Source organism: Gangjinia marincola (assembly GCF_039523415.1).
In the GTDB taxonomy this organism is placed as follows: domain Bacteria; phylum Bacteroidota; class Bacteroidia; order Flavobacteriales; family Flavobacteriaceae; genus Gangjinia; species Gangjinia marincola.
Window position 1 is genome coordinate 428,060 of the sequence record NZ_BAAAFG010000016.1, and the last position, 13,182, is coordinate 441,241.

Annotated in this window: 16 protein-coding genes; 11 read left to right on the forward strand and 5 right to left on the reverse strand. The window is 37.0% G+C overall.

The annotated features are described in order from the left end of the window. The first annotated feature begins 46 nt into the window (after positions 1 to 46). From ABD000_RS12885 to ABD000_RS12935, 11 genes are all read left to right on the forward strand, one after another. Complete coding sequence (locus ABD000_RS12885) at positions 47 to 463, forward strand: SRPBCC family protein (protein WP_343768304.1); 417 nt, start codon at positions 47 to 49, stop codon at positions 461 to 463. A 54-nt stretch (positions 464 to 517) separates the two neighbouring features. Further along, positions 518 to 1,003 (forward strand): SRPBCC family protein, encoded by a 486-nt coding sequence (locus ABD000_RS12890; RefSeq protein WP_343768307.1) that lies wholly within the window; start codon positions 518 to 520, stop codon positions 1,001 to 1,003. Further along, positions 1,004 to 1,366, forward strand: a complete 363-nt coding sequence (locus ABD000_RS12895) for a helix-hairpin-helix domain-containing protein (RefSeq protein ID WP_343768310.1) — start codon at positions 1,004 to 1,006, stop codon at positions 1,364 to 1,366. A gap of 18 nt (positions 1,367 to 1,384) precedes the next feature. Further along, positions 1,385 to 1,897: an SRPBCC family protein gene (locus tag ABD000_RS12900; protein WP_343768312.1), complete on the forward strand. Its 513-nt coding sequence runs from the start codon at positions 1,385 to 1,387 to the stop codon at positions 1,895 to 1,897. Positions 1,898 to 1,949: 52 nt separating this feature from the next. After that, the gene (locus tag ABD000_RS12905; RefSeq protein ID WP_343768315.1) at positions 1,950 to 2,951 is read left to right on the forward strand and encodes a zinc-binding dehydrogenase; all 1,002 of its coding nucleotides are present in this window, start codon (positions 1,950 to 1,952) and stop codon (positions 2,949 to 2,951) included. An 87-nt stretch (positions 2,952 to 3,038) separates the two neighbouring features. Then, entirely contained in the window at positions 3,039 to 4,037 is a 999-nt protein-coding gene (locus ABD000_RS12910) for an alpha/beta fold hydrolase (RefSeq protein WP_343768318.1), read from the forward strand. 321 nt (positions 4,038 to 4,358) lie between these two features. Continuing rightward, positions 4,359 to 5,237, forward strand: a complete 879-nt coding sequence (locus ABD000_RS12915) for an RNA polymerase sigma factor (protein WP_343768321.1) — start codon at positions 4,359 to 4,361, stop codon at positions 5,235 to 5,237. Further along, positions 5,237 to 5,758 (forward strand): DinB family protein, encoded by a 522-nt coding sequence (locus ABD000_RS12920; RefSeq protein WP_343768324.1) that lies wholly within the window; start codon positions 5,237 to 5,239, stop codon positions 5,756 to 5,758. Before ABD000_RS12915 ends, ABD000_RS12920 begins: the two co-directional genes overlap by 1 nt. A gap of 174 nt (positions 5,759 to 5,932) precedes the next feature. Beyond that, entirely contained in the window at positions 5,933 to 6,436 is a 504-nt protein-coding gene (locus ABD000_RS12925; RefSeq protein WP_343768329.1) for an SRPBCC family protein, read from the forward strand. Positions 6,437 to 6,456: 20 nt separating this feature from the next. Further along, positions 6,457 to 7,077, forward strand: coding sequence for an SRPBCC family protein (locus ABD000_RS12930; RefSeq protein WP_343768332.1), 621 nt, complete (start codon positions 6,457 to 6,459; stop codon positions 7,075 to 7,077). Positions 7,078 to 7,136: 59 nt separating this feature from the next. Further along, complete coding sequence (locus tag ABD000_RS12935) at positions 7,137 to 7,490, forward strand: SnoaL-like domain-containing protein (protein ID WP_343768334.1); 354 nt, start codon at positions 7,137 to 7,139, stop codon at positions 7,488 to 7,490. Positions 7,491 to 7,558: 68 nt separating this feature from the next. Here the strand turns inward: ABD000_RS12935 and ABD000_RS12940 are convergent, their stop codons facing one another. From ABD000_RS12940 to ABD000_RS12960, 5 genes are all read right to left on the reverse strand, one after another. Further along, on the reverse strand, positions 7,559 to 8,326 hold the full coding sequence (locus ABD000_RS12940) for an SDR family NAD(P)-dependent oxidoreductase (RefSeq protein WP_343768335.1): 768 nt from the start codon (positions 8,324 to 8,326) through the stop codon (positions 7,559 to 7,561). Between the two features lie 90 nt (positions 8,327 to 8,416). Next, a complete protein-coding gene (locus ABD000_RS12945; protein WP_343768336.1) occupies positions 8,417 to 9,322 on the reverse strand; it encodes a helix-turn-helix domain-containing protein in 906 nt (301 codons plus the stop codon). 176 nt (positions 9,323 to 9,498) lie between these two features. After that, the gene (locus ABD000_RS12950) at positions 9,499 to 10,335 is read right to left on the reverse strand and encodes an MORN repeat-containing protein (protein ID WP_343768339.1); all 837 of its coding nucleotides are present in this window, start codon (positions 10,333 to 10,335) and stop codon (positions 9,499 to 9,501) included. An 11-nt stretch (positions 10,336 to 10,346) separates the two neighbouring features. Continuing rightward, positions 10,347 to 11,174 carry a DUF2490 domain-containing protein gene (locus ABD000_RS12955; RefSeq protein ID WP_343768341.1) on the reverse strand — a complete coding sequence of 276 codons (828 nt, stop codon included), beginning with the start codon at positions 11,172 to 11,174 and terminating at the stop codon, positions 10,347 to 10,349. Between the two features lie 375 nt (positions 11,175 to 11,549). Then, entirely contained in the window at positions 11,550 to 13,181 is a 1,632-nt protein-coding gene (locus tag ABD000_RS12960; RefSeq protein WP_343768344.1) for an isocitrate lyase, read from the reverse strand. Between the last annotated feature and the right edge of the window lies 1 nt (position 13,182).

A 13,182-nucleotide genomic window follows, 5' to 3' on the forward strand; every position in this document is an offset into this window, starting at 1 on the left:
TAGACAGACCAATCTATATAATTAATCCTAATTTAAATCTTAAACAATGAAAAAAAGAATTGAAACCGTAAATCAAGTCAATGCGCCATTAGCTAAAGTATGGGCAAAAGTGGAGCCAGGAACCCATATGGACAAATGGATGCCTATTATTGAAACCTGTTCTGTAGAAGGTAACAAACGCGTTTGTACCACACCAGAAGGTGCCACTTTATATGAAACTATTCAGGCCGATGCCGAAAATAAAGTCTTTAAATACAGTATCGACAAGCAAGATTTTATGCCTATAAGCGATATTGAAGGGACCATTACCCTAAGAGAAAATGGAGACAATACCACGATGCATTGGGATGTTGATTTTGAAATCTCTGAAGAAAATGAGCCAGCTTTTCCTGAAATAAAGAAAAACATTGAGGGAATCTATCAAATGGCCGCAGTAAGCCTTGCAGAATTTGCAAATGCATAATTATAAACTAAATACCGTCTGCTTTAATGTAGACGGTAATTTATCTCAAAATGAATGGAAAAAATAACCGCAACACTTACAATGCCCTTTTTAAAGGAAGAAGTTTGGGCAGTATTGGATGACTTTGACAATATCCACATTTGGAACCCAGGATTAAAGGATTCTTATAGTACATCTTCTGACAAAAAAACAGGTTTAGCAGCACAAAGACACTGCGACCTGGCACCTTTTGGTTCATTTGAAGAACGAATCACGGAATATATTCCCAACGAAAAAATGGTCATTGAGATTTATGACGGCGCTAAACTACCACCAATTAAGAATATGGGTGGTGTTATCACGCTAACCGAAGTAGGCAATCGCACTAATGTTTCCTTTACATTTCACTATGAAACTAAAGGGTTGATGGGTAAGATAATGAATCCGATAATGGTAAAGCCGAAGATGACTGAAGGAACAGAGAATTTCCTAAACGGATTGGAGCATTATCTTAAGACAGGACGAAAAATCACCAAACAAGAACTCAAGAAAGTAAGCTAAATGACTTTCAATCGTGAAGATGGCATCAAAGAGTTAAAAACCCTGCCACGTATAGGCGATAAACTAGCCAGTATTTTATGGCGTATTGGAATTCACTCGATAAGCGACCTAAAGTTTCAAAGTGCTGAGGAATTGTACGAACGCTATAACACATTAATTGGTAAGAAAGGCAATCGCGCCCTGATGTACATTGTGCGTTGTGGAATTTATGTGTCTTGTGTACCAGAACAACTTCGCGAGAAAGAAAAACTACAGTGGTTTTATTGGAACGACTTAAAGAACCCTAAATGTGTTAGTGAGCTAGAGACCATTCAAAATGAATTGGGAATCTTAGTCACTTCCCAGAAAGCAAAATCTAAATAATAATTAAAAACAAGTAAAATGAAAAAAGTAAATATGGTGAACCTATTAATAGCCGTAGTGTTGGTATTCGGTTTTAATCAATTGAATGCACAAAACCCAGACGCTAGGCTAGTTAAAACTAAAATCGTAAACAAAAGTGTAGATGCCGTATGGGAAGTTGTGCGCGACCTTGATGCCGTGGCAGACCATTCGTCGCTTATAGGAAGCTTAACACTCGAAGGTGGAAACCAAGCAGGTGCCACACGTGTATGCTATACACCAGACAAATCTGGATTTTTCAAAGAAAATATTATTGCGTTTGATGATGATAAACGTAGTTACTCGTATGCTATCGTAGAAGGTACGCCGACAAAAAATATGGTCAATAACTTTAAAGTCGTCGACCTTGGCTATAACAAGAGTATGATTGTATGGTGGTCTAATTACGAGTCTTTTGTAGAAAATCCTCAAATGACAGAAGAACAATTTATTGCGTTTATGGATGGCGCAATTCAAGAATGGACGGGTAATATGGCCGTAGCTGCAAAGTAATAGTTGTCAAAGAGGATGTTTGTAGCATCCTCTTTGTTTTAATCTTAATTCTATGAACACTATCATAAAATTTAACAAGGCTGAAGGTCCGGAAAGTCTTAAATCCATAAACGAGGCGATTCCTATTCCTGGTCAGGATGAAGTTATCGTACAAATGAAAGCAGCCGGACTCAATCGTTCCGAACATATGTATATGAGTGGAGTTTACGTGATACAGCCAGAATTCCCCTCTAAAATTGGAACAGAAGGAGCAGGTATTATTCATAGCGTTGGTAAGAATGTTACCGATTTCAAAATTGGCGATAAAGTTTGCGTTACCCCAAATATGCTACCGAATGAATATGGTGTTTTAGGTAACTATATAGTGGCACCAAAGGAAGCCGTAGTAAGCATCCCAGAAGGGTTGGATTATACTGAAGCTGCATCCATTTGGATGTCGTTGTCCACGGCCTATTGTGCATTGGTTATCAACGGTGGTCTCAAAGAAAATGCGAATCAAAAAGTTGTGGTGACTGCCGCAAGTAGCGCCATAGGTGCTGCTATTATACAAATGGCAAAAAGATATGGAGCAACTGTAATAGCAACATCTAGAAAAGATACAAAGGATGATTTTCTAAAAGAAAATGGAGCAGATTTTATAATTCATACGGATACTGAAAACTTAACAGAAAAAATCTTTGAATATACAAATGAAGATGGATTTGATATTGCAATAGACTTCGTGTTAGGAGACTTTACTGCGGAACTTGCAAACGCGGCCGCAACTGAGGCAACCATTATTGCTGGAGGTCTTTTATCTATGGAAGTTCCACAAATCCCGTTTTTTCCTTTGGTAATGAAGAATTTAAAACTGACGAGTTTTCACGTAGTTTTTCATTTATTCAGAAAGCCCAGAATATTCGAAGAAGCCAAAAAAGAAATATTGGACGGTTTAAAAAACAAGAAATATTGGCCTGTTTTAGACAAGGTTTTTATGCTGGAACAAACAATACAAGCTTATCAATACCTGAAATCTGGTGTTCAAAAAGGTAAGGTTATCATCAAAATAGATTAAAATAATGATTCCGCTTTCGCGAAAGCGGAATGCTAGCAAATTTCAGTTACTAAATAGCTACAATAGTAAAAGTGAAAATTCAAAAGAATGAAAAATAAAATAAACAACTTACGAAGTCTTATAATCATCCTAGTCAGTGCATTTGCCGTAATTTCCTGTAGTGACGACGATGACAATAATGCGGGTAATGAAAACCAACTCCTTTTACAGCATAGGGCTAACCTAAATTCTGTTGAAGTATCCGGTAATACAATGGCATATTTAGAATATGGTCCGACTAATGGTGAAGTGTTGATTCTATTTCACGGGATTCCTACATCATCATTTCTTTATAGAAACGTTGCAGAGCAAATAGCATCTCAGAGTGGTTACAGAGTGATTGCACCTGATTTCTTAGGTTTTGGCGCCAGCGATAAACCACAAACAGCAGGTTTGTATACGCTAAGTGCTCAGGCCACACGGATGTACGAGTTCGCAGATGCTCTTAATATCGATAATTTCGTATTAGGACTTCACGACATTGGCGGTGTCATAGGCACTGAAATGATGAAACAAGATACATCGAGAATTGATGGACTTATCGTTGCCGACACTTCAGTTTGGTTCGAAGGTGTTACACCTAGTGCTACTAATGCCCAAATATTTTCAGGACAAGCCACTCCAGAAGAAGTATGGTCCCAATTAAATAATTATGAGTTTGCAGAATTCACCACTAATGAATTTCTAATAATGGGTCTTACCAATGATGCGCTCATCACTGACGAATTTTTGGAAGCCTACACGATTCCCATTAACGAGGGTGCATCTCAAGCTTACATTGACTTTTTTAAAACTATTGGTGGTATTTTAGGAGATCCATCAGGAACAGATGAATTATTACAAAACTTTAATAAACCCGTTGCCATTATCTGGGGACAAGATGACGCCTTTTTCGATGTCAATATTGTGGCAGCGCGCTATGAAGCTCAATTTGCTGTACCACAAAATAGAATTACTATTGTGCCTAATGCCGGACATTATATCCAGGAAGAAGCACCAGATGAGTATATCAATGCGGTTGTGGAATTTTTGGATGAGGCGTTTTAATTAGAATCAGATTATTCTGCAAATAATCAACTTGATAAAGGTTCTGGTTTGTAGTTGTTTAACTATCACCCTTGATCCTGTTGTCGCAAACTATGAGGATTGAATTCTTAAAATTAACGCTCATATAAAAAAAAGCTTTTAAGATACTTCTGATGCCTTTTACTCGGAATTAAAGTAATTTTATATGATGTAATTTAAGATTCTTATATATTGATACCTAGATTTATTGAAGAAAGAACGTCGACAACTTATGTTACAAATGATTTTTCTAAAAGTTGTCACATATTCCAAATAGCTGCATCTAAGTAAAAAGACATTTCTATGGACAATCCTTTCTTAAAAGAATATAGAAGCGACAAAACTGATATACAATTAGTAGAAGAAGCGCAAAATGGCAACAAAAAAGCGCTGGAAGACCTCATTCTCAAACATCAGCCCTATATCTATAACGTCGCTTGGAAAATGGTGCGTCATCCTTCTGATGCCGAAGACCTAACTCAAGAGGCTACGATAAAAATTATTACAACCCTTGCTCAGTTTCAGGGTAAAAGTTCGTTTAGAACTTGGGCGTATCGAATAGTGGCAAATCATTTCTTAATGTCCAAACGACGCCCTAATGAGTCTGTTTTTGAGAGCTTCGATAAAATGGCGCAAGGTCTCGATATGACACCAGACCATTCACTAACTGAACAGGAACAAAAGGAAAATAAAGAGTTCATCAAAGAAATGAACTACAGCTGTATGAGCGGTATGTTACTTTGCCTGACTAGAGAGCAACGATTAGTTTATATATTGGGAGAGATGTTTAATGCTGACCATAATCTGGGTTCTGAAATACTTGAAATTTCAAAAGACAATTTCAGACAGCGTTTATCAAGAGCGCGTAAGGACATCTTTAATTTTATGAATGAAAAATGTGGGCTTGTGAATAAATCAAATCCTTGCAGATGTCATAAAAAGGTAACTTTTGCTTTAAACAATAAAGTAATTGATAGTAAAAATCTACTATTTAATCGTGAAGAGTTTTCTAAGTTTAAAAATGAAATAAAAGGAGATGCCGATGATATGATGGAAATCATTGATGACAAATATGCAGAACTCTATGGGCAGTTGCCTTATAAAAAAGATTTTGATAAAAAGACTTTTTTGGCAGACATCGTAAATGATGACCATATTAAGAATTTAATGAAATTGAACTAATGAAATTGACTAAAAAGATAGCTGCAATACTAACCTTATTATGTACCTCTTGGATGCCTATGACAGCGCAACAATCATCGTTTAAGAAAGAATTTTCAAAGAAGTGGAAAAACAGTCTGGAATATACAATTGATGTAGCCCAAAAAATGCCAGAATCATCCTATAGCTATAAGCCCACAGAAGACGTTCGTTCTTTTGGGGAGCAAATGGTACACATAGGAGAGGGAATGGCCTACATAGGAAACTCAGCTTTGGATTTCCAGACAGTGCCGCAGCCCGCAAATACGAATGATAAGGATGCTATTATCACTTATCTCAAGAAGCAATACAATGCGCTAAGTGAGGCTGCTGAAACCAAAGATGCGTCTTATTTTGAAGAAACCACATCCTTTTGGGCTGGCCGGATGAGTCGTAGAAAGATTTTGAATATCGTTTTTAATCACTGTACACATCACCGTGCTCAAGCAATCGTTCATCTGCGAATGAAAGGAATAAAAGCACCCAGCTATATCGCTTGGTAATAATTTTATAGTCACCCTATATTCGAAATACCTGGACGTTTGTTCAGGTTTTTTTATGGGATTTCTCGGCTAAAGTTGTCACACCATTACATATTCTGAATCTAAGTATAAACAATAACGCAAAAAGCAATGAAGATTACGCTTTCGCGAAAGCAAATAAATACTTAGAAAATAATGAAAATTAACAAAACCCTTCAAGTAAACGCACCTGCCAGCAAAGTTTGGGAAGTGCTCTATACCAATTATGGAGATGCCTGCCATTGGGCAAGTACGGTTAACGAGTCTAAAGAACGTGAAGTAGCCGGTAGCGATTACATAGGCAGAACCTGTTCAACAGTTTTTGGAGATGTGAGTGAAATCATTGACAGAGCCGATGAAGAAAAGATGGAACTACAATACCACCTGGATGACACACCTTTTATAATGAAGGCAGCGACTGCAAAATGGAAGGTTAAACCAACAAGCATTAACGCATCAGAGGTAACAATGGACTTAGACGTCACACTTGCAACCATACCAGCATTGTTGATGGGATGGATGATCAGGCCAAAAATGCGAAAGGATATTTACCAAACCCTTGAGGATTTAAAATATTATATCGAAACTGGAAAACAATCTGAAGTAAAAATCAATTCTGACGCAAAATATTTCAAGAAAAAAGGCAAAAAAGCCGCATAACTTTTTAAAATTAAATGAAGATGAATAAAACAATAAAATCAGTAGTTGCAGTTGCCGTTCTGGCGCTTTTCAGCACAGTAGCAACAGCACAAAATATGGAAAAGAGTTTCCGCACCGTAAAAGTAGAAATGAAAATTAATGCACCAGCAGAACGTGTGTGGGAAGCAATGGTGTTGGATTACGGAGAAATATCAAATTTTTCTCCTTACATCTACACTTCTGAATACACAAACGGTTCTCTAAAAGGAGAAGTAGGCGCTAAGCGAAAGTGCAACTTCAACGAAAAAGGAACACAATGGTCTCACGAACGCATTGTAGAAATAGACAGGGAAAATATGGTCATGCGAAATGTCGTTTTTGACGGCGCAAAACTGCCATTAAATTTTGATAATTCCCAAGCGTTTTATCGCGTAAGAAATAATGGAGATGGTACATCTACAGCATCTTACGAATTTCAATTTCGCACAAAACCAGCAATTTTAGGCTTTATTGCAAAAGGAGGATTTAAAAAACAGATGTCCGGTACGCTAGTAGGCCTCAAACATTACATTGAAACAGGAGAACGTGTTACAGGCGGTACGGATAAGTACAAAGAAATTAAGGATAAATATCCGAAGGCAACCGTTTTGAAAACAAAATAATGGTTATTTGTCAACATTTGAGAATGGTCAATTTAAATAAAATTAAAAACAGAAATAAAATGACAAATCAAGAAGTAGCAAATAGATTGGTAAGCCTTTTAAGAGAAGGAAAATTTGAAACCGTTTATGAAGAACTCTTTCACGAAGATGCGCATCACATCGAACCGCAATCTGAGCATTTTGCAGATGTAAAAGGCCTAGAAGCGATTAGAGCAAAAGATAAAGCAATGCAAGAAAATATTGCTGGTGCAGAAGGTCTAGAAGTGGGTGATGCTATCGTTGCCAAAAATTACATCGCAATTCCATACAAGATGACAGTGATATTGAAAGACGGTAACAAATGGCCCTTAGATGAGATTATCGTTTACAGGGTTGAAAACGCAAAAATCCTATCGGAACAGTTTTTCTATTAAAAGTAGGAAATAACCATGATTGAAAAACCCTGAGGCGTTAATGCTTCAGGGTTTTATGAATGACGCTTTTAAATACTTTGTCCTCCGGAGATTTCAATACGCTGTGCATTAATCCATTTTGCCTCATCTGTACATAAAAAAGCAACCACACCACCTATATCATAAGCTTCACCCACGCGCCCTAAGGCTATGGTAGAACTGATGTAGTCATTCACCTCTTCATTATCACGAACCACTCCACCACCAAAATCAGTAGCAATAGCACCAGGAGCCACAATATTGGCGTTGATTTTACGATTGCCAAGTTCTTTGGCAAGGTATTTTGTGAAGACTTCCATGGCTCCTTTCATCGCAGCATATGCTCCGTATCCGGGTAGAGCAAATCGCGTCAACCCTGTGGATACATTTACAATTCCACCACCATCAGCAAGCAGAGGAAGTAATTCCTGAGTAAGAAAAAATGGTCCTTTTAAATGTATGTCGTATAAGGTATCTAATTGATCCAATGTGGTGTCAGCAATATTTGCGTGTATTCCAATCCCGGCATTGTTGACGAGATAGTTAATGTGTGTGGTTTCAAACGTATTTTTAAGAGAATGTTCTAAGTCACTTTTAAATCGCGTAAAAGATTTACTGTCTTCAACTGCCAGCTGTAAAGCAACTGCTTTGCGGCCTTTTTCTTGAATTAAGTTCACGACATCTTGCGCAGCCGTTTTGTTAGAATTGAATGTTATTACAACGTCTACACCTTTATCAGCAATACATAAAGCCATATCTCTTCCTAATCCCCGGCTTCCGCCGGTTACTAATGCGATTTTGTTTTTCGTAATTTCCATAATAGTTTTTTTTATTTGTTTGTTTGATACAAAGATGTAAACATTCTACGCCTAATTAAAGGCGCGATTTATAGGAAAAACGACGAACTTTTAGGAAATCGACCTTCTGTATTGCCGCGGAGTGGTTTGAGTAGCCTTTTTGAAGAATTTTGTAAAGTGCGTTGGCTCACTGTATCCCAATTTATACGCTATACTTTTTATGGTTTGTGTAGAATTTTTAAGTAATGCTTTGGACTCTTCCACCAATTTTTGTTGAATCCAATGGCTTGCTGTTTGACCTGTTTTAGTTTTAATAACTGTAGAAAAATAGGCAGCATTAAGTAATTGTGCTTCCGCGAAAGCGGAAACCTTTATTTCATCTTGATGTAACTTTTTAGACCGAAATACACGTTCTAAATCTGTTTTGAACCGTTGTACAATTTCACTGTCGCGATCAAGGGCTATAACAAATTGCTCATTGGCCATCAAAATTTCTTTTATATTAAGCAGAAAAACTACAAATAGTGAACTCAGAATTTTATCCTTTAGGATAGATGTATTAGTATAAGCCGTTTCTAGTTGTTCACAAAAGCTGAGCAATCGTTCCAGCTGAGAATCTGTTAATTGGGTAGGTGGAACGGTTTCTGAAAGCAAGAACTGAAACTCACTAAAGACATCATTATTGACATTTTCTTTTAAAAATTGTTCACTTGTAGTAATGATAAAGCCCTTCACCACACTTTTTATCCCAAAGGATTTTAGATGTCCGGGATTAGTAAAATATAATGTATTAGCAGTTACATCAAACTTATGGCTGTCAATAGTATAGAAACTCTCACCAGTTCTAATCACCAAAAACGAAAAATAGTTTGCTCTAAAAACTGGTGAGATTACTGGATTAGGATGCACCTCTTCCATTCTATGAATAGTAAAATCTATGGCTTGCTCTATAGGTTTTGCCACTTCGTTATCATCATAAAGTGCTGCTAGTGAATTATATGATTTGATTTTAACCATATACAAATATAACTAGATTGATTTGTACTATTAATCGGTTATAAATTTATGGACTGCAAAACGAATTTTCCTGAGAATTAAGTGTGAGATATCCGCGGTTGTTCATCTTTATTCGACAAATAAGTTCGATAAATTTTACAGACTGCTCTTGAGCAATTTGAACATCCAAAGGTTGTCTACTTTTCTTCTACCAATTTATCATCTTTCCAAATTCCTGAGGTCTTAAGTTTTCCACGGCGATTATAAAATTTACCTTCTCCATTGCGGCGATCATCTTTCCATTCTCCCACGTATTTTTCACCATTATCCCAGTAATAAGTTCCTAGACCTTCCCGCTTATCGTTTTTATACTCCCCTTCATACTGTTCGCCGTCATCCCAAAAGAATTTGCCATACCCATGGCGTTGATTATTCTTCCATTGCCCTTCATACCTGCTCCCCGTTTCTAATAAAGCAATTCCAAAACCATTGGCCTGCTCATTTTCTACCGCTCCTACATAATGAAGTAACGTGCCTTTAGAGGTTTTAAAAGAGAGATAATCACTCGCGGGATTTTTTCTAAGACGTTGTTTTAAACGCGCCACTTCAATTCGCGAATCTTTTAATAAATTGATGAGTGAGTCCTCTTGGGTTTTTATCTTCAAAGAGTCAGATATAGAATCTCCATTTTCATTAAATCGATCTCTTAATGAGGAGTTTGCACCTCCCATTTTCATAAGGGAATTGGCCATGCGAATTCGTAAGGCTAATGAATTATCGTTACTAAAATGTTGACCTTGTTTTAGTTCACGGGCCAATTGTGCGGCTTCCTTATAATTACCATTAAAAAAAAGAGAATCCACCTTAGCGACAGATTCTTTCTCTATTTGGTTTGTTATGATTTCTTCTTTGTTGCTTTTAGATTGAACCATATCAACCTCACTTGCTTTAAGACCAAAATAGATAGCACAAGCACTGGCGACGAGAGTGCTTAACGCTAAAACAGGTACTAGGATAGTTTTTTTTGCAGCCATAATACTTAACATTAATCCCTAAAGTGAACTTCGGGTAATTTATTTTCAGTTTTTCTAAAGTCTGGCGAGAAGTACAAATGCATGCGTATCGTCCAGCCCTGTTTGTAAATACCGCCATTATCGAGTGTTTGTCCCAAATTATACATTAATCCTGTAGCGACTGTGAGTTGAGGAGAGAAAATATACCCAAAACTAGTGTGTAGCCGTAAATCTTCTAATGGACTTGCCACGACAGGTTCGCCACTTTGCATAATGATTTCAGCTTCGGGTGCGACATAAAATACTTTAGAGGTAATCTTAGGCTTATTGATAGGAATCTTTAATCGAAACATATAACGCCATCGATTTCTAAAGATAAACTGGCTATCCTCTTCAAAATCTTTTGACCAGCGATGTTCAATTCTAAACCTATTATACATCACCGCTCTACCAACCTTACTGGCAAATTGATATTGGTGCCAAATTCGCCATTCTGGGATCAGGCTTTTATCATCATCTTCTTCATTCGTATTTGCATTTAATCGTAGCACACCGCCCAATGCAAAGTTGGTTTTTTCGTCATAAATATATCCCAGCGCATGACGATTATAGACTTGGGCTACTTGTCCTGCAAAGGGTACATCCTCGGTTTCCTGAAATCTAAAATGAGTTTGTGCCACCCAAAAAAGCTTTTTTGAAACACGAATGTTTCCGTAGGTGTTGATCCAATATTTTGATACCGGATCTTTGTAGATGGATTCTTCCGGAAGAGTTTCAGCCTCTTGCGCCTTGAGAGAAATAGCTGTACACATCAATGTGCATACCCATAAAGCACGCAGGCATATGGTATTGTTAATCATAGGTTAGTGTCAATATCATCCCTTTTAGAAACTTTAAGAATGTTTTTTTATTACTTTTATTATAGTGCAATAATATCATAGTTGTCTAAAACTTAGATACACAAATAAATAAAGTTTTTTTTACCTCCACACTAATAAAGAACGGAAAGCTCATTTTTATTTCAAGTTTTAAGTAAACGTATTGAAAAGATTGTAAACATTGCCTGAGAAATAAGATACGTATGAACTATTGATTGTGTGAAAGTATCGAACAAAGCAGTCGTTCTTAGTGGAGAGTCAATGCATTGAACTTTTAAATGATTTTCAAAATGACAAAATACGGTATAAAAAAAGAGAATACAGTAGTATCCTCTTTTGACTCGTTCATTGCGCCCGTTAAGCAGAAGCTCTGAGCATTTGCTTTTCGCTTTTATTTACGTTTTTTATATCAAACTGATTAGACGTGTTTTTTTCACCTCCTGCTTTTAAAGCATTATCCTCTGAAAAAAATGTTTTATGATCATCTCCTAGGTCTGATCCGGCCATGCGTTGATGCTTAACACAGTCCACTCCTTTTCTGATCTCTTCACGCTGCACGTTTTTTACATAAGCCAGCATTCCATCCTCTCCAAAGTAATCTTTTGTAAGATCATTCATGTGAAGCGCCGTTGTATGATACGTAGGTAGTGTGATCAAGTGATGAAATATTCCCGCCTTTTGCGCTGATTCTTTTTGAAATTTTTTAATTCGCTGATCGGCTAGTCTACCTAATTTTGTATTATCAAATCTGGCATCAATTAGATTATCTCTATCGTAGATCGAAAGATCTTCTCCATTTGTCATCATCTCATGAAAAACCTGATTTCTAAAATTAAGAGTCCAATTAAAAGATGGAGAATTATTGTAGACCAATTTTGCGCTAGGAATCTTTTCTCGAATTTTATTAATCATATGTGCTATTTGTTTAATATCAGGCGTGGGGGTTTCTATCCAAAGTAAATCGGCTCCATTTTCTAAACTCGTAATGCAATCCAATACAACACGATCAATATTCGAATTTGTTTTAAATTTAAATAAACCATTAGGAAGTCTTACGGGTCTAACCAACTGCCCATCTTGCTTAAGCAATATATCATCGTCTTTTGCATTTTCAATAGTTATTGGCTCAGCTTCTATAAACGCTAGATATTTTGAAGCTAGATCGCCCTTTTCTTTACTCACTGGCAATTTTTGAGTTAGACCGGCACCTTCAGAATCTGTGCGCGCTACAATAACCCCCTCATCTACACCCAATTCTAAAAAAGCGTAGCGAACAGCGTTTAACTTGGCAACAAAATCTTCATGTGGAACAGTTACTTTTCCATCTTGATGTCCGCATTGTTTAGCGTCAGAAACTTGATTCTCAATTTGAATGGCACAAGCCCCAGCCTCAATCATTTTTTTTGCTAATAAATAAGTAGCTTCCTCGTTACCAAATCCAGCGTCAATGTCTGCAATAATTGGCACAACATGCGTTTCGAAATTATCAATTTGAGCCTTTACGTCCTCGCCGTTTTTCTGTCTTCGAAACAAATCGTTTAGTTCAATAGCGTCAGCTTGACGTAAAAAGTCATAAATTTCTTTAATAAGAGCGGGCACGACAGTTTTCTCATGCATAGACTGATCCGGTAACGGACCAAACTCTGATCTTAACGCAGCGACCATCCAACCAGAAAGATACAAATAGCGTTTACTGGTAGAATTGTAATGCTTCTTAATTGCAATCATCTTTTGCTGCGCTACAAATCCATGCCAGCAACCTAAAGATTGGGTGTATTGAGTAGGGTCTGCATCATACAGAGCCATATCTCTTCTCATGAGGGCTGCGGTATACTTTGCAATATCCAATCCAGTTTTAAATTGATTTTGAAGATTCATTCTGGCTGCATTTTCTGGATTAATACTGTCCCAGGTCTTGCCAAATCGTTGTTTTAAATCTAAGACCGTTTCTAATGCTGAACTATATTTACTCTTTGCTAAATTTTCCATG

What these genes read in the sequence shown, in the direction of transcription:
- ABD000_RS12885 (WP_343768304.1), top strand. Translation starts at nt 47, where the DNA reads ATGAAAAAAAGAATTGAAACCGTAAATCAAGTCAATGCGCCATTAGCT.
- ABD000_RS12915 (WP_343768321.1), top strand. Translation starts at nt 4,359, where the DNA reads ATGGACAATCCTTTCTTAAAAGAATATAGAAGCGACAAAACTGATATA.
- ABD000_RS12925 (WP_343768329.1), top strand. Translation starts at nt 5,933, where the DNA reads ATGAAAATTAACAAAACCCTTCAAGTAAACGCACCTGCCAGCAAAGTT.
- ABD000_RS12935 (WP_343768334.1), top strand. Translation starts at nt 7,137, where the DNA reads ATGACAAATCAAGAAGTAGCAAATAGATTGGTAAGCCTTTTAAGAGAA.
- ABD000_RS12950 (WP_343768339.1), bottom strand. Translation starts at nt 10,335, where the DNA reads ATGGCTGCAAAAAAAACTATCCTAGTACCTGTTTTAGCGTTAAGCACT.
- ABD000_RS12945 (WP_343768336.1), bottom strand. Translation starts at nt 9,322, where the DNA reads ATGGTTAAAATCAAATCATATAATTCACTAGCAGCACTTTATGATGAT.
- ABD000_RS12955 (WP_343768341.1), bottom strand. Translation starts at nt 11,174, where the DNA reads ATGATTAACAATACCATATGCCTGCGTGCTTTATGGGTATGCACATTG.
- ABD000_RS12895 (WP_343768310.1), top strand. Translation starts at nt 1,004, where the DNA reads ATGACTTTCAATCGTGAAGATGGCATCAAAGAGTTAAAAACCCTGCCA.
- ABD000_RS12920 (WP_343768324.1), top strand. Translation starts at nt 5,237, where the DNA reads ATGAAATTGACTAAAAAGATAGCTGCAATACTAACCTTATTATGTACC.
- ABD000_RS12960 (WP_343768344.1), bottom strand. Translation starts at nt 13,181, where the DNA reads ATGGAAAATTTAGCAAAGAGTAAATATAGTTCAGCATTAGAAACGGTC.
- ABD000_RS12910 (WP_343768318.1), top strand. Translation starts at nt 3,039, where the DNA reads ATGAAAAATAAAATAAACAACTTACGAAGTCTTATAATCATCCTAGTC.
- ABD000_RS12905 (WP_343768315.1), top strand. Translation starts at nt 1,950, where the DNA reads ATGAACACTATCATAAAATTTAACAAGGCTGAAGGTCCGGAAAGTCTT.
- ABD000_RS12890 (WP_343768307.1), top strand. Translation starts at nt 518, where the DNA reads ATGGAAAAAATAACCGCAACACTTACAATGCCCTTTTTAAAGGAAGAA.
- ABD000_RS12930 (WP_343768332.1), top strand. Translation starts at nt 6,457, where the DNA reads ATGAATAAAACAATAAAATCAGTAGTTGCAGTTGCCGTTCTGGCGCTT.
- ABD000_RS12900 (WP_343768312.1), top strand. Translation starts at nt 1,385, where the DNA reads ATGAAAAAAGTAAATATGGTGAACCTATTAATAGCCGTAGTGTTGGTA.
- ABD000_RS12940 (WP_343768335.1), bottom strand. Translation starts at nt 8,326, where the DNA reads ATGGAAATTACGAAAAACAAAATCGCATTAGTAACCGGCGGAAGCCGG.